The sequence below is a fragment of the Sphingomonas sp. 22176 genome (assembly GCF_052045505.1).
GTDB lineage: Bacteria > Pseudomonadota > Alphaproteobacteria > Sphingomonadales > Sphingomonadaceae > Sphingomonas.
On sequence record NZ_JBQEPL010000005.1, the window covers coordinates 87,292 to 102,382 of the forward strand.

General features: G+C 69.8%; 12 protein-coding genes. 7 read left to right on the top strand and 5 right to left on the bottom strand.

The annotated features are described in order from the left end of the window. The first annotated feature begins 13 nt into the window (after positions 1-13). From ACTJKY_RS16405 to ACTJKY_RS16430, 6 genes are all read left to right on the top strand, one after another. Complete coding sequence (locus ACTJKY_RS16405; protein WP_440847187.1) at positions 14-1,393, top strand: PepSY-associated TM helix domain-containing protein; 1,380 nt, start codon at positions 14-16, stop codon at positions 1,391-1,393. Between the two features lie 65 nt (positions 1,394-1,458). Next, on the top strand, positions 1,459-3,072 hold the full coding sequence (locus ACTJKY_RS16410) for a Na+/H+ antiporter (RefSeq protein ID WP_440847188.1): 1,614 nt from the start codon (positions 1,459-1,461) through the stop codon (positions 3,070-3,072). Next, on the top strand, positions 3,069-3,566 hold the full coding sequence (locus tag ACTJKY_RS16415) for an N-acetyltransferase family protein (RefSeq protein WP_440847189.1): 498 nt from the start codon (positions 3,069-3,071) through the stop codon (positions 3,564-3,566). The genes ACTJKY_RS16410 and ACTJKY_RS16415 overlap by 4 nt, the downstream gene beginning before the upstream one ends. Before the next feature lie 78 nt (positions 3,567-3,644). After that, on the top strand, positions 3,645-6,794 hold the full coding sequence (locus ACTJKY_RS16420; RefSeq protein WP_440847190.1) for a YdbH domain-containing protein: 3,150 nt from the start codon (positions 3,645-3,647) through the stop codon (positions 6,792-6,794). Between the two features lie 25 nt (positions 6,795-6,819). Beyond that, positions 6,820-7,014 (top strand): YnbE family lipoprotein, encoded by a 195-nt coding sequence (locus ACTJKY_RS16425; protein ID WP_440847191.1) that lies wholly within the window; start codon positions 6,820-6,822, stop codon positions 7,012-7,014. Continuing rightward, a complete protein-coding gene (locus ACTJKY_RS16430) occupies positions 7,014-7,391 on the top strand; it encodes a YdbL family protein (protein WP_440847192.1) in 378 nt (125 codons plus the stop codon). The genes ACTJKY_RS16425 and ACTJKY_RS16430 overlap by 1 nt, the downstream gene beginning before the upstream one ends. A 24-nt stretch (positions 7,392-7,415) precedes the next feature. On the opposite strand, the gene ACTJKY_RS16435 is transcribed toward ACTJKY_RS16430, so the two are convergent. From ACTJKY_RS16435 to ACTJKY_RS16450, 4 genes are all read right to left on the bottom strand, one after another. Further along, positions 7,416-8,939 (bottom strand): ABC transporter permease/substrate-binding protein, encoded by a 1,524-nt coding sequence (locus ACTJKY_RS16435; RefSeq protein WP_440847193.1) that lies wholly within the window; start codon positions 8,937-8,939, stop codon positions 7,416-7,418. Continuing rightward, positions 8,936-9,703: an ATP-binding cassette domain-containing protein gene (locus ACTJKY_RS16440; RefSeq protein ID WP_440847194.1), complete on the bottom strand. Its 768-nt coding sequence runs from the start codon at positions 9,701-9,703 to the stop codon at positions 8,936-8,938. The genes ACTJKY_RS16435 and ACTJKY_RS16440 overlap by 4 nt, the downstream gene beginning before the upstream one ends. 46 nt (positions 9,704-9,749) lie before the next feature. Then, entirely contained in the window at positions 9,750-12,401 is a 2,652-nt protein-coding gene (locus tag ACTJKY_RS16445; RefSeq protein WP_440847195.1) for a glycoside hydrolase family 2 TIM barrel-domain containing protein, read from the bottom strand. 114 nt (positions 12,402-12,515) lie between these two features. Continuing rightward, the gene (locus ACTJKY_RS16450) at positions 12,516-13,268 is read right to left on the bottom strand and encodes a dienelactone hydrolase family protein (RefSeq protein ID WP_440847196.1); all 753 of its coding nucleotides are present in this window, start codon (positions 13,266-13,268) and stop codon (positions 12,516-12,518) included. A gap of 153 nt (positions 13,269-13,421) precedes the next feature. Between ACTJKY_RS16450 and ACTJKY_RS16455 the strand changes: the two genes are divergently transcribed. Continuing rightward, positions 13,422-13,619, top strand: coding sequence for a hypothetical protein (locus ACTJKY_RS16455; RefSeq protein WP_241213443.1), 198 nt, complete (start codon positions 13,422-13,424; stop codon positions 13,617-13,619). On the opposite strand, the gene ACTJKY_RS16460 is transcribed toward ACTJKY_RS16455, so the two are convergent. Next, complete coding sequence (locus ACTJKY_RS16460; RefSeq protein WP_440847197.1) at positions 13,616-15,034, bottom strand: glucoamylase family protein; 1,419 nt, start codon at positions 15,032-15,034, stop codon at positions 13,616-13,618. The two genes, ACTJKY_RS16455 and ACTJKY_RS16460, sit on opposite strands and share 4 nt — an antisense overlap. Positions 15,035-15,091: the final 57 nt, after the last annotated feature.

Sequence of the window (15,091 nt, forward strand, 5' to 3'; positions counted from 1 at the left end):
GAGGGAGGGACATATGCAACACTCCCGTCGTCGGCGCTGGCCGAACACCGCGACCGTCTGGCGCTGGCATTTCTATGCCGGCCTGTTCTGCATTCCCTTCGTGCTGTGGCTGGCGGTCACCGGCTCGATCTACCTGTTCCGCCCGCAGGTCGAGGCGCTGATCGACGCGCCCTATGCCAACCTCGTCATCACCGGCCCGCACGCTTCGGCGGCGGATCAGGCGGCGGCGGCGGTGCGGGCGGTGCCGGGATCGGTGCTCCACCGCTACCAGCTGCCCGAGACCGATCGTCAGGCGGTGCAGATCATCGTCGGCAAGGGGCAGGACGAGACGCGCGTCTATGTTCATCCCCAGACGCTGGCGGTGCTCAAGACCGTCGACGAGGACCAGCGGCTGATGCGCATCGTGTTCCGGCTGCACGGCGAGCTGCTCGCCGGCACGCTGGGCTCGTATCTGGTCGAGCTGGCCGCCTCCTGGACGATCGTGATGCTGCTCTCCGGCCTGTTCCTGTGGTGGCCGCGCCGCGGCGGTCTGGGCGGCATCGTCTATCCACGGCTGGGCGCGGGCGGGCGGCGCTTCTGGCGGGATCTCCATGCGGTGACCGGCTTCTGGGTCTCGGCCTTCGCGCTGTTCCTGCTGATCTCGGGCTTGCCCTGGGCGAACAGCTGGGGCGGCTATCTGAAGGCGGTGCGGGGGGTGGTGGAGAGCCACCCCGTCAAGCAGGACTGGACCACCGGCCGCGCCGACGAGCTGCGCCAGCGGGCCGCCGCCGACGCCGGGACCCGCGCGATGATGGGCGAGCATGCCGAGCATCACGGCATGGCGATGGCGCACCCGGCGGTCTCCTATGTCCCGCTCGACCGGCTGATCGCGACGCTCGGCCCGCTGCGGCTGGCGACGCCGGTGCTGGTCTCGCCGCCGACCGGACCCGGCCAGCCCTGGACCGCCAAGTCCGATGCTGCCAACCGGCCGCTGCGCACCGACCTGACCCTCGACGGCGCAACCGGCAAGCTCCTATCGCGCAAGGATTTTGCCCAGCGGCGGCTGGTCGACCGGCTGGTCGGCTATGGCGTGGCGATCCATGAGGGGCAGGCGTTCGGCTGGCTCAACCAGCTGCTCAACCTGCTGACCGCGCTGGGGCTGATCCTGCTCGCGGTGAGCAGCGTGGTGCTGTGGTGGCGGAGACGACCCGAAGGCGTGCTCGGCGCACCGCGGGCAGGGGAGCCGCGACCGGCTGCGCTGGCGTTCTTCCTACTCGTCCTCGCGCTCGGGCTGTTCCTGCCGCTGATGGGGATCAGCCTGCTCGCGGTACTAGCGGTCGAGCGGCTGGTGCTGATGCGCCTGCCCGGTGCGCGGCGCTGGCTGGGGCTGCGGCCGGCCGCCGCGGCGGGGTAAACGGGAACCTATTCCCGCGCGGTGGCTATAGAACACGGCCGCGCTGCGGACCGCAGGGGAATAGGATGCATCCGGTCGATACGTTTGAGCTGGTTCTGGTGCTGTTCGCGGCAGTGATCGCGCTGCACTGGGCGGCAGAGCGGCTGTCGTTCCTGCCCTCGGCGGCGCTGCTGCTCGGCGGCGGGGCGCTGGCCTTTCTGCCCAACCTGCCCAAGGTGTCGCTCGATCCCGAGCTGGTGCTGGTACTGTTCCTGCCGCCGCTGCTGATGGACGGCGCCTATTATGCCGCGTTCGGCCGGCTGCGGCGCCATCTGCCGGGCATCCTGTCGCTGGCGGTGGGTGCGGTGCTGTTCACTACGCTGGTCGTCGGGCTGGTGCTGCACCTGCTGGTGCCGGGGCTGCCCTGGGCGGCGTGCTTCGCGCTCGGAGCGATCGTCTCGCCGCCCGATGCGGTCGCCGCGCGTTCGGTGCTGCAGCGGGTGCAGTTGCCGCGCCGGCTGCAGGCGCTGCTGGAGGGCGAGAGCCTGATCAACGACGCGACCGGGCTGGTGCTGTTCCGCTTCGCCGTCGCCGCGACGCTCACCGGCAGCTTCAACGCGCTGGACGCGGGAACGAGTTTCGCGCTGCTCTCGATCGGCGGTGTGGCGGTCGGCACCGCGGTCGGCTTCGCCGGCACGTTCGTCCTGCTGCGCCTGCCGGACCAGACCCTGATGGTCGCCACCGCGACCCTGCTCAGCTGGGCCGCCTATCTCGCCGGCGAGGCGCTGCACGTCTCTGGCGTGATCGCGGTAGTTGCTGCCGGAATCGTGCTCGGCTGGCACCAGCATGAGGTGCTGCCGGCGCGGGTGCGGATGCAGGGCACGGCCTTCTGGCGGACCCTCGTGTTCAGCCTCGAAGCGCTGGTGTTCATCCTGATCGGCTTCTCGCTGCGCGCGGTGCTCGATCGCGTCGGGCTGGAGCGGGTGTTCACCTCGATGGCGCTGCCGGTGATCGGCGTCGTCGTTGCGGTGCTGCTCACCCGGTTCCTGTGGGTGTTCGGCAGCGAGCTGCTGCTCGGTACGCTCCGGCGAACGGGCGTATCGCAGGTGCGGCCGCTCGGCTGGCGGCAGGCGACGATCCTCTCCTGGGCGGGGATGCGCGGCGTGGTCACGCTCGCCGTCGCGCTGTCGCTGCCCAACGCTATGCCGGGCCGCGACTTGATGCTGGTGGCGTCCTTCGCGGTCATCCTGGCCACTGTCGTCCTGCAGGGCGCCAGTTTGCGCTGGGTGATCCACATGATCGCGCCGCAGGATCGCGATCCGCCGCCGAAGGTCACGCTGGTGCAGGCCGAGGCGGCGATCGCGCACGCCAAGCGCGTCGAAGTGGAGGCGCGCGCCTATGACGAGAAAGGCGCGCTGGCCCATCCGCGGCTGCTCGAGGAATATCGCAAGCGCGACCACGTCACCGAACGCTATGCCGGCGATGCCGGCACCTACATGCCCGGCATCCGCGCGCATTTCGACATCGTGCTGGCGGCGGTGGCGGCCGGTCGCAAGGAGCTGCTCCGCCTGCATCGGGAGGGCGAGATCGAGGACGAAGTGCTCCACGATCTCGAGCGTGACCTCGATCTTGAGGAGCTTGGTGCGTTGTTCCAAGGGGGCGAAGGCGCCGAAATCCGTGGCCCGGGAGAAGATTCGTGACCGATCCGCAGCCCGCATCCTTCACGATCCGGCCGGCAGTGCCGTCGGACCGGACGCAGCTCGGCGAACTCGGCGCGCAGATGGTCGCGGTGCACCACGGCTTCGACGCACGCCGCTTCATCGCGCCGACGCCCGAAACGCCCGTGGCCTATGGCGGCTTTCTCATTCGCCAGATCGGAAGGCTCGAGTCCGTGCTGCGCGTGGCGGCGGCGGGGGATACCGTGCTCGGCTATGTCTATGCCGGGGTCGAGGGGAGCGACTATATGGCGCTGCGCGGGCCCGCAGGAGTGATCTACGACCTGATCGTCGCGCCCGACCGGCGGCGCCAGGGCATCGGCCGCGCGCTGCTCGACGCGGCGATGGCGGCGCTGGCGCCGCATGCGCTGCCCCGGCTCGTGCTGTTCACCGCCGAGCGCAACCTCGAGGCGCAAGGGCTGTTCGCCTCGGCGGGCTTCCACCGCACCATGGTGGAGATGACCCGCGACCTCGCCTGAGCGCGGCGAGTCTCAGGGAACCTTTGCGGGATCGGAGAGCTATCGCTAGGGCCGCACGGTACGGCGGCTGGAGCGGGCGTGAACCGGAGCGAAGACGACACCGACGCCGAGGCGCGGCGGAGCAGTGCAAGAGCGCGGGCGAAGCGACGGCGTCGCGTCGCGGTGGCGCTGCTCGTGCTGGTGTCGGCGAGCGTGGCGACGGTGTGGCTGCAGCGGCGGACGATCGCGCAAGGCTTTGTCGATCGCGAACTGGCGCGGCGCGGCGTGCCCGCGCGCTACACCATCGCGCAGCTTTCCCCCTGGCGCCAGCGGCTGACCAACGTCTCCATCGGCGATCCGCGCAACCCCGACCTCACCGCCGACTGGATCGAGCTGCGCACGGCCCTGTATCCGTGGCGCGCAGAACTGCTGGTGGCGAAGGCGGGCACGGTGCGGGTGAAGGGGCGGATCGTGCATGGGGCGCTCTCGCTCGGGTCGCTCGACCGGCTGATGCCGCCGCCTTCGGGCAAACCCTTCTCCCTGCCGCAGCTCAGCGTCGAGGTGGCGGATGCGCAGTTGCGGCTGGCGAGCGATGCCGGGCTGGTCGTACTCGGCCTGCGCGGCAAGGGACTGTTGACCGACGGGTTTGCCGGGACGGCGCGCGCGCAGTCCGGGCAACTGCATGTCGGAAGCTGTGATCTGTTCGGCCTCGGCGCCGAAATGCAGGTCCGCATCCGCAACGGCGCGCCGAGCCTGACCGGGCCGCTAGCCGCGCAGCGGCTGGCGTGCGGCGATATCAAGGTCCGGCAGCCGCAGGGGGATGCGCGCGTGACGCTGGACCCGTCGCTTGCCGGCTGGAAGGGCGATGCGCGTCTCGGTCTGGCGTCGCTGCGCTCGGCCTATGGCGCGCTTGGCCGGAGCGATGCGCAACTCGACTTTGCAGGCGATCGTACCCGCACGGCGGGTTCCCTTACGCTCCACGCTACCGGTGCGGCGACCCGCTTTGGCGGCGCCCAGATGATCCAGGCCTCCGGACGCTATGCGCTCGGCGCGGTCATGGCATTTGATGGCCACATCGGAGTGCAGGGCGCCGCGATTTCTCCAGCAATACGCTCGCAGATGAGCGGCTATCGCAAAGCATTAGCAGCGACGCCGGCGGGACCGCTGGCGGCGAAGGCCGCGTCGGCGGTGGATGCGGCAGGGCGACGCTTCGACGGTTCGGCCACGCTGGGGGTCGCGACCCGCGGGAGCGGGGCGACGATCCGGGTGAACGCCGTCGACCTCACCGCGCGCTCCGGCGCGCGCCTTCGCTTTGCGGGGGAGCAGGGCGCGGTGCTGGATTTCCCCAAGGGGGCGGTCGCGCTCGCGGGCACGCTGTCGCTCGGTGGCGGCGGGATGCCGGACCTTGCGCTCGATCTCCTGCAACGTCCCGGCAGCGACCAGCTCCAGGGCACCGGAACGCTGCGCCCCTATGCGGCCGGCGGCGCGCGGCTGGCGCTGGCGAACCTTTATTTCACCACCCGCGGCGGGGCGGGGACGGCGAGCACCGTGGCGACGCTGTCCGGCCCGATCGGCGGCGGGCGGATCGACGACCTTTCCGTGCCGCTGGTCGCCCGCTGGAACGGCCCGAGCGTGCTGGTCAACCCGACGTGCGAGACGATCGGCTTCGCGCGGATCGCCGCCGCCGGCATGGTGCTGCGCCGCCATCGTCAGCGCCTGTGTCCAGAGGGGCCGGCGATGCTGGCATGGAACGGCAAGCGCCTGACCGGCGGCGTCCGCACCGGCGCAATCGCCCTGGCCGGCAGCATGGGCAGCAACCCGCTCAGTCTCGCCGCCGGCGATGCCCGCGTGGACTTGGCGCAGCAGGCGTTCGACCTTACCGGCGTTGCCGTGCGGATGGGCGCCGACCGGCCGACCCGGCTCGATGTCGGCCAACTCCAGGGCAGGTTCGGAAAGACGCTCGGCGGCAGCTTCGATGCGCTGGGCGGGCAGATCGGCGCGGTGCCGCTGGTGCTGTCGCAGGGCAAGGGCAGCTGGCAGGTCGCCGATGGCGGGCTGACGCTGCTCGGCGGCTTCCGTCTGGCCGATGCCGAAGCCAGCCCCCGCTTCGAGCCGCTGCTCGCCCCGGCAGGACGGCTGACGCTGCAGGGCAACCGGATCGAGGCGCAGGCCGACCTGATCGGCACCAAGCGGCCGGTCGAGGTGGCCAAGGTCTCGATCACCCATGATCTCGGCAAGGGCGAGGGGCAGGCGCTGCTCGACGTGCCGGGCATCCGCTTCAAGACCGATGGGCTCCAGCCGATCGACCTCACCCCGCTCACCCTGGGCGTGATCGCCGATGTCGACGGGACCGTTGCGGGCTCGGGGAAGATCGCATGGGACAGCGAGACGGTGACCAGCACCGGCCGCTTCACCGCCACCAACGTCGCGCTGGCGGCGGCCTTCGGCCCGGTGCAGGGGCTTACTACCGAGCTCAACTTCACCGATCTGCTGAACGCGCGGACCGCACCGGGGCAGGTGGCGCAGGTCACCGAGATCAACCCCGGCGTGCCGGTGCGCGACGGCGTGTTCCGCTACCAGCTGCTCGACAGCCGCCGGGTGCGTGTGGAGGGCGCGCGCTGGCCGTTCGCCGGGGGCGAGCTCGTCCTCGAGCCGACCACGCTGGACTTCAACGAGGCGGGCAAGCGCCGCATGACCTTCCAGGTGAAGGGCGTCGATGCGGCCCTGTTCCTCAAGGAAATGGCGTTCGACAATCTCGATGCCACCGGCACCTTCGACGGCACGCTGCCGATGATCTTCGACGAGAGCGGCGGCCGCATCGAAGGCGGCGAGCTGCGCGCGCGCAAGGGAGGGCACATCGCCTATGTCGGCGAGGTCTCGCGCGAGAACCTGGGCACGTGGGGCAACATGGCGTTCCAGGCGCTCAAGTCGCTCGACTATCGCAACCTGACGATCCGGATGAACGGGCCGCTGGCGGGCGAGATGATCACCGACATCAGTTTCTCCGGGCTCAGCCAGGGGCAGGGCGCCAAGTCCAACTTCCTCTTCCGCCGGCTAGCCAAGCTGCCGCTGGTGTTCAACGTGCGGATCAACGCGCCCTTCCGCCAGCTGCTCGACTCCGTGCAGTCCTGGTACGACCCGCGCCGCCTGATTGAGCGTAACCTGCCGGCGTTGATCGAGGAGCAGAAACGTGCGCAGGAAGCGGGTCAGAGCTCCGTTCAGCCCGCCGAAAGCACAACCCGTCCATGAAAGGCATGTCTATGAGCTTGGAAGCATGAAACAGGGTTTGTCTCTTCGGCTGGGTGCCTGCGGCTTCGCGCCGCTGGCGCTGCTCGGCGGCTGCGTCACGGTGAACGCGCCCGACAAGCCGATCGTGATCAACCTCAATATTTCGATCACCCAGGAAGTGGTCTATCGCCTCGACAACAAGGCGAAAGCCATCATCCAAGAACATCCGGGGATTTTCTGATGCGACAGTTGCTCTCGACCTTCGGCATGGCGGCCGCGATCGCGGCGGGCGTGATCGCCCCGGCCTTCGCCCAGCGCGATCCCGCCTATCAGGCGGCGCGGCAGGCGGGTAAGGTAGGCGAACAGCCCGACGGCTATCTCGGCATCGTCGGTGCGGCGTCGCCCGAGCTGCAGGCGATCGTCAACAACATCAACATCCAGCGCAAGCGCCAATACACCCAGCAGGCGGCGGCAAGCTCGACCGTCGAGCAGATGGCGTTCGTCACCGGCTGCAACCTGATCCTGCGCACTGCGCCGGGCGAGAAGTATCGCGCGCCCGACGGCCGCTGGCTCACCCGCGGCGGCGACGCCCCGGTACGCGATCCGCGCTGCCTCTGATCCGTCGGAGCACGCGGCGCTGGACTAGCGGCCCAGCTGCGTCGCCAGCCAGTGCGCGGCGGCATCCGGGCTCTGCTTGTCGGTATCGCGATCGACCAGGTAATTGGCCTGCCGCATCCGCTCGACCGGCACCGCGCCGATCAGCGGACGCAGTGCGTCCTGGAAGCGCGCGTCGTTCGCGTGGCGGGGAGCGATCAGCAGCACCGCGTCATAGCCGGGGATCGCGCCCTTGGGGTCCTTCAGCACCGTGAGGCCCTGCGCGGCGATCCGGCCGTCGGAGGAGAAGGCGGGGATCACGTCGGCGGTGCCGCTGGTCAGCGCGCGGTACATGAAGGTCGGCTGATACGGATGCGCCTCGGCGAAGCGCAGGCCATAGGCGCGCTGCACCGCCTTCCATTCGGAGCGTTCGAGAAACTCGATATCGGTGGCGAGCTTGAGCGACGGCGCCAACTTGGCGAGATCGGCGATGGTCGTGATGCCGCGCCGCTTGGCATCATCGCCGCGCATCACGAACGCATAGGCATTCTCGAAGCCGAGGCTCCCCAGCAGCGTGACGTTGTTGGTGCGCTTCGCCCAATCGGCGACGCCGCGAACGATGGCGGCGCGCGGCGGCACGTCGGTGCGGTGCATCTGATTGGTCCAGATCGTGCCCGAATAATCGACATAGACGTCGATCGCGTCGCTCGCCAGCGCGCCATAGGCGACGCCCGAGCCGAGGCCCTCGCGGTAGCGGACGGTATAGCCCGCAGCCTCCAGCCGCGCGCCGATCAGGCGGGCAAGGATATATTGCTCGGAGAAGCCCTTGGCGCCGATCGTTACCACGCCGCGGCTCGCCGGCCAGGCGGGGGCGAGGGCGGCGAGCGCACCGGCGGCGAGCAGCCCGAGGCTCAGCCACACCAGGATGCGGCGGCGATGGGCGATGCCCCATTCGGCCAGCCCGAGCAGCGCGTCGACTGCGAGCGCCAGCCCGGCCGCGGCGATACAGCCGGCGAGCACCAGCGCCCAGTTTTGGGTCTGCAGCCCGGCGAAGATCAGGTCGCCCAGGCTCGGCTGGCCGACGGTGGTGGAGAGCGTCGCCGCGCCGATCGTCCACACCGCGGCCGTGCGGATGCCGGCCATCACCATCGGCGCGACCAGCGGCGCCTCGACCAAACGGAGCTTCTGCCAGCGGGTCATGCCGACCCCGTCCGCCGCCTCGCGCACCGCCGGGTCGAGCGTGACCAGCCCGGTCACCGCGTTCCGCAGGATCGGCAGCAGGGCATAGAGCGTCAGCGCGAAGAGCGAGGGCAGGAAGCCCAACGCCGGGATGCCCCCGCCGACCAGCGCCGAGAGCGACAGCAGCAGCGGATAGAAGAGTGCGAGCAGCGCGAGACTGGGGATGGTCTGGATCAGGCTCGCCAGGCCCAGCGCTGCCCGGGCGACGCCGCGATGCCGGGCGGAGAGCACCGCCAGCGGCAGGCTGATCGCGATGCCGAGCAGCAATGCGGCGAAGGCGAGCAGCAGATGCTGCGCCAGCAATTCGGGGACGCGGGCGAAGGCGCCACTCATCGGGTCAGCGCCGCCAGCCGCTCGGCCTGTTCGCGCGGGACGGCGACCAGCGCATCGGCCGCCGCGCCGCCCTTGCCGGCGAGCAGGTCGCGTGGGGAAGCATCGCCGACGACGCGGCCGGCCTCCATCACGAGGATGCGGTCGGCGAGCAGCAGCGCCTCGGCCATGTCGTGCGTGACGAGGATGGTGGTGAGCCCCATGGCTTCGTGTAGCGTGCGGATCGCCTTGCCGAGCGCATCGCGGGTGACCGGATCGAGCGCGCCGAACGGCTCGTCCATCAGCAGCAGCCCGGGCGCGGTGGCGAGCGCGCGGGCGACGCCGACGCGCTGGCGCTGGCCGCCGGAAAGGGCATCGGGCAACCGCGCGGCCATGGTTTCGGGCAGGTCGACCAGCCGCAGCAACTCGGCGACGCGTGCCTGTCGATCCTTTGTCCCAGCGAGCTTGAGGCCGATCGCGACATTCTCGCCGACCGTTAGGTGCGGGAACAGCCCGACATTCTGGAAGACATAGCCGATCCGCCGGCGCAGCAGGTGCGGCGGCTCGGCGTCGACCGGCGCTCCGTCGATCAGGACCCGGCCTTCGCTTGGCTCGATCAGCCGGTTGACCATCTTGAGCAGCGTCGACTTGCCCGAGCCCGAGGCGCCGACCAGCGCGACGAAGCTGCCGCCGGCGATCTCCAGCGAAACGCTGTCGACCGCCCGCGCGCCCTTCGCATAGGATTTGCTAACGCCTTCAAAGGCAACGCTGCGCAATGGCTCCGGCATCGTCCACGCTTGTGGGCAATGTCGCGGCAAAGGTCAAAGCGGGCGCTCAGTTCGGCTTGATCGCGATCCCCGCCACCACCGCGTCGCCACCGACCGGCTCGAACGCCAGCACCAGCCGCCCGCCGCTGCTCTTCACCTGGAAGCTGCGGGTGGTCGCCTTGTTGGCGCCGCCCGCCGCCTGCATCGGCGAGAAGCCATCGATCACGCGCTTTCCATCGGCCAGCACCGCAAAGCTGCGCGCGGCGCCCTTGGCGGCATCCGGCTCGAAGCTGGCGATGGTCACCGTCCAGCTGCCGTCGGGCAGGGGGATCTCATAACCGAACTTGCCCTCGCGGTAGCTGCCGAACAGCGCCGGGCTGTCGGTCCCCTCTACCTTGGGCGGCGGCGCGAAGGGCGAGCGGCCGGCGAGGACCTTGGCCGTGCCGCCGCGGAAGAAATCGTCCGAGCCATAGCGGTCGCCGCCCATCATGCCCCCGACCAGCGCGCCGGAATCGATGAACACGCCCTTGCGCGGATCAGGCGCGGTCCAGTCGATCGCATCGCTGACCTGCTTGCCGCCGATGGTGGCGGTCGCGACGAGGTGGTTGGCGCCCGGCGCCAGCGCCACGCCCGGCCACACGCAGATCCGGTCGGGGCAGGTGACATCGCCCACCGACTTGCCGTTGACCGAGAGCGACACCCGATCGGCGTTGGAATAGCCGCGCACGTCGGTCACCGCATAGGCGCGGTCGACATAGCGGCGGCCGTTGAGGTGCACCACCGGCGCATCCGACCAACTCGCCTGGATGAAATAGAAGGCGTCCTTGCGCGTCTTGCGATCGTAGGAGACCAGGCCCTTGGTGTTGATGTCGGTCGCGTCGCCTTCGTTGCGCATGGTCGTGGCGAAGTCGAACAGGTTCCACAGCCAGCTTGCCGAGAGATAGGGCCGCGCGCGGATCTGCTTCCAATTCTCCTCGATCGCGAGGCTCTGATATTCCTCGGGCTGGGGGCGGCCATAGGAAGCGACCGGGCCGCCGCGCGGATTGTCGCTGTGCTGGGTCATCGCGCCGCCGGCACCCCATTCGCTGAGGCCGATCGGCAGCGTCGGATGCTTGGCATGGAGCGCGTCGAGCGCGGGCCCGACGCCGTCCAGATCGCCATAATACCAGCCATAGTAGCGGTTGAGCCCCATCACCTGTGTGACGCCGTTGAGGCTGGGCGAGCCCTGCATCGACAGCACCGAGGGCGTGTCCTCGCAGCAATCGGCATAGACGGTGGGGCGGCTCGGATCTTCCGCGCGGGCCAGCTTGTCGAGCTGCTCCAGCATCGCGCGCGACTGGGCGGGCTTGCCGCTTCCTTTCCGCATCGCGTCGATCGCCGCGCCGATATCGGCCTCGTTGCCGACCGACCAGAGCAGGATCGAGGGGTGGTTGTAGTTCTGGTGGATCAGCTCGCGCAGCTGCTCCTCGGCATTGGCGATCGTCTCGGGCGCCGGCGGCAGGCTGGGCTCGACATTGGCCTCATGAACGAAGGGGAGCTCGGCCCACACCACCATGCCCGCCTTGTCGGCCTCGTCGGTCCATTCCTGCGCGTGCTGGTAATGGGCGTGGCGGATCGTGTTGGCGCCGAGCTCGAGCGCGAACGCCATATCGCGGGCATGGTCCTCGGGCGTCAGCGCCCAGCCCTTGCCGCCGACATCCTGGTGGCGCGAGACGCCGTGGAGCGGGGTCGGCTTGCCGTTGAGGATCAGGCCGCGGTTCGGATCGAAGAAGAAGCTGCGGATGCCGAGCGGCTGGACCTGCCGGTCGATCACGCGGGCGCCGTCGCGCAGCTCGCTGACGACGCGGTAGAGATAGGGATCGGCGCGGCCCTGCCAGAGGTGCGGATTGGCGACGGTGAGGCTGCGCTCCACCGCCAGCGCCTGGCCCGGCGCGAGTGCCACCGGCGCACGATCGGTGGCGACGGGCTTGCCGGTTGCGTCCTGGATGGTGGTGGTGAGGGTCAGCGTGCGGGCGCGGGTGCCGAGGTTGCGCAGCAGCGTCCTGGCGGCGACCTCGGCGCGCTCGGCGGAGACCTTGGGCGTGCGCAGATAGACGCCCGGCCCGCCATGATCGGTGAGGTCGATATGCGCATCCTCCACCGCGACCAGCCGCACGCCGCGATAGATGCCCCCCTGCACGAAGAAATCGCCGCCGAGCGGGATGACATGCTCGGTGCTGCTGCCCGGCGCGGCGGCGCTGTTGTCGGCGCGGAGGACGAGGCTGTTGGCGCCGGACTTGAGCGCGCCGGTCACGTCGATCCGGAAGCGGCCGAAGGCGCCGGCATGGTTGCCCAGATGCTTTCCGTTCACCCAGATGTCGGCGATCTTGGAGACGCCGTCGAATTCGAGGAACAGCCGCCGCCCCTGCAGCGCCGCCGGCACGGTGAGGCTGCGGCGGTACCAGCCCTGGCCCTGCCGCATGTCGGCATCGGCGGCGCGGGTGAGGGCATAGGTGCCGACCTTGTTCCAGGTATGCGGCACCGTCACCGGCTGCCACGCGGCATCGTCGAAGCCCGGAGCGGCGGGGGCCGCGTCGGCATCGCCGAAATGGAAGCGCCAGCCGGTGGAGAGATCGATCGTCGCGCGGGGTTCGGCGCTGGTCTGCGCCTCGGCAGAAACCGGCGCCACGATCGCGACGGACGAGAGCAGCAGGGCGGCAAGAGCAGAAGGGGTGCGCATCGCGATGTCTCTCCCATGGCGATCGCTCGGGCGTCGCCTTATTGGTCATACCACTCGCACGGCGGTGGCCTGTCAATCAAGATCATCGCATGGATGCAAATGCATCACCCGGATTTATACCGAGCCTCCCAGCGTCCGCCGGTAGAAATCGAGCGTGAGGGCCATCGCCTGCAGGAACAGCGCGGGATCGAAGCGCGGGCCTTCGTCGCGCAGGAAGGCGTGCTGGCCGTTGAACTCGTGCCAGGCATAGGATGCGCCGACCTCTTCCAGCCGCGCCCGGATCGCCTCGCGCCCGGCAAAGGGGATATGCGGATCCTGCCGCCCCCAGACGAGCAGCAGCTCGGCTTTGAGCTCGGCCATGCGCGCGAGGCTGTCGTCGCTGCGGCCTTCGCCCAGCGTGCCCGAATGGATGTCGGTGGGGTAGAAGCACGCCGCCGCGGACACGCGCGGATCGAGCGCGGCGCGATAGGCGAGATGGCCGCCCAGGCACACCCCGAAGGTGCCGAGCCTCCCCGAGCAGGCGGGGTGCCCCGCGAGCGCGGTCAGCGCCGCGGTGGCGTCCGCATCGAAGGCGGCGACCGGCTTGGTCATCTTGAGCGCATTGCCGCGATCGGTGCCCGCCGGGTCATAGGCGAGCACCGTGCCGGCGGGCTCATATTCGTGATAGACCTCGGGCACCGCGACGAGCAGGCCGTTGCCCGCCAGCATCGCTGCCAGCCGCCGGATCGGCGCGGTCACCTGGTAGATCTCCGAAAAGAGCAGCACGCCGGGGAAGCGTCCCTCCACCGCCGGGCGGAACAGGTGCATCCGCATCGTGCCGCCGCCGGGGACTTCGATGTCCTGGGTCTCGTCGCTGCGGATGATCATGGGCTGCTCCCTTATGCCGGTGTCTCGCCCGCGGCTTTAGCGCCGATCGCGCGGCGGGGAAGGGGCGCTATCCACAGATTCGTCGGCGCCCCCGCTGGACAGCCCGGCGCCCGCCCGAATAGCGGCAGGCGCATGCCAGTCATTGCTACCATCATGAATTCGAACACCGGCGAACCCATCCAGAAGATGACGTTCAACCGCATGCCCAAGCCCTGGGCGTCCTTCACCCTCTCGAACGGCGAACTGGTCCAGGCCAGCCGTGTCGATATCGGCAAGCCCGCACCGGGCAAGGTCGTCGTGCCGGTCCATGTCTGGGTCGCGCCCAAGAAGACCGACCGGCAGGACGATTAAAGCCAGCCTCCCTTGAAGCCTGCGCGCTGCAGCCCGCGACGGATATGCGGGTTGCGGCGCATCACCTCCCACACCAGGCCGGTGCGGAGGTTCTCGATCATCAGCAGGATCGGCCCCTGGTCGATGCCGAGATGGTCGCCGTCCACCCAGCCGATGCCGGGCACGATCTTGCCGTGCTTGAGCGGCTTCTCCGCGCGGGTCAGCGTGGGGTTGAAGCTGTCGAGAAAGCCGTAGCGGCCATAGATGCCGCGGCCATAGCGCGCATGCATCGTCGCCACCGCACGGCCGGCCAGTTCCGGCTCGAACGCGATCGAGCCCGCCGCCGCAGTCGGGGCCAGCGTGCCGTCATCGCGATCATCCGGTCCGCGGGCCGAATAGCTGAAGAATTCGCGTGTCCGGCCGCCGATGCGCTGCTGGAAGTCGCCGGGACCGTCGCAGGCGGTCAGGCCCCACACGCCCTCGCCATAGCCGGCCCAGCCGCCCGGATTGGCGATCGCAAAGTTGCGCTGCGCCCGCACTGCGCGGCGGCTGTTCTCGAAATAGTCGATGCCCTTGGCGGCCATATAGGGATCGCGGATGCCGCGGAAATCGATCCAGCAATGGCTGTACTGGTGGATGAAGAGCGGCGCGAAATGGAGGTGCGGCTCGCCCCATTTGTCGCTCCACTGCGCATCGAAGCGCGCGGTCCAGGCAGCCCAGGTCTCGGGCGGCAGCGGATGGCTCGGCGAGCCGAGCGCCAGCACGTATAGCAGCAGCCCCTCGTTGTAGATGTTCCAGTCCGAGGGGATGAAGCCGCTCTCGGGGTGCCAGCCCATCGAGACGAAGGGCGGGCGCGGGGTGATCCAGGTCCAGTCGACCGCGGCATAGAGCTGGTCGGCGAGGCTGCGGATTTCGGCCTCCTGGGGATCGTCGGCATCGAACCAGCTCTGCGCGAACAGCACGCCGCCCAGCAGCAGCGCGGTGTCGACGGTCGACAGCTCTGCGCGGGCGAAGCGGCGGCCCTTGGTGACGCCGAGAAAGTGGTAGAAAAAGCCCTTGTAGCCGCTGGCGTCGCTCTGGCCGTCACCCTGCGGCGCGGTGGCGAAGAAGCGCAGCGTGGCCAGCGTGCGGGTGCGCGCCTGCTCGCGGGTGATCCAGCCGTTGGTGACGCCGATCGGATAGGCGGTGAGGGCGAAGCCTACTGCGGCGATCGAGGCGAAGGAGGGGGTGGGCCAGCGATCGGGCGCGAGGCCGGTCTCGGGATCGGTGGTATCCCAGAAATAGCGGAAGGTGCGTTCCTGCAGATCGCGGATCAGCGGGTCTGCGCCCGGCGCGGGGCCGGGGCCGCCGATGCGGGTGCCGGGTTGCGAGCATGCGCCCGCGAGGCCCGCCAGCGCCAGTGCGCCGGAGCCGAGCAGTTGCCTGCGATCGATCATGAAACGGGTCCTGAAAAAAATGGGGCAGCGCACGGGAAATGCGCCGCCCCAGTAGGA

Excerpts from the sequence above, each read along its gene's own strand:
- ACTJKY_RS16405 (WP_440847187.1), top strand. The coding sequence starts at position 14 with ATGCAACACTCCCGTCGTCGGCGCTGGCCGAACACCGCGACCGTCTGG.
- ACTJKY_RS16410 (WP_440847188.1), top strand. The coding sequence starts at position 1,459 with ATGCATCCGGTCGATACGTTTGAGCTGGTTCTGGTGCTGTTCGCGGCA.
- ACTJKY_RS16425 (WP_440847191.1), top strand. The coding sequence starts at position 6,820 with ATGAAACAGGGTTTGTCTCTTCGGCTGGGTGCCTGCGGCTTCGCGCCG.
- ACTJKY_RS16430 (WP_440847192.1), top strand. The coding sequence starts at position 7,014 with ATGCGACAGTTGCTCTCGACCTTCGGCATGGCGGCCGCGATCGCGGCG.
- ACTJKY_RS16435 (WP_440847193.1), bottom strand. The coding sequence starts at position 8,939 with ATGAGTGGCGCCTTCGCCCGCGTCCCCGAATTGCTGGCGCAGCATCTG.
- ACTJKY_RS16440 (WP_440847194.1), bottom strand. The coding sequence starts at position 9,703 with ATGCCGGAGCCATTGCGCAGCGTTGCCTTTGAAGGCGTTAGCAAATCC.
- ACTJKY_RS16445 (WP_440847195.1), bottom strand. The coding sequence starts at position 12,401 with ATGCGCACCCCTTCTGCTCTTGCCGCCCTGCTGCTCTCGTCCGTCGCG.
- ACTJKY_RS16450 (WP_440847196.1), bottom strand. The coding sequence starts at position 13,268 with ATGATCATCCGCAGCGACGAGACCCAGGACATCGAAGTCCCCGGCGGC.
- ACTJKY_RS16455 (WP_241213443.1), top strand. The coding sequence starts at position 13,422 with ATGAATTCGAACACCGGCGAACCCATCCAGAAGATGACGTTCAACCGC.
- ACTJKY_RS16460 (WP_440847197.1), bottom strand. The coding sequence starts at position 15,034 with ATGATCGATCGCAGGCAACTGCTCGGCTCCGGCGCACTGGCGCTGGCG.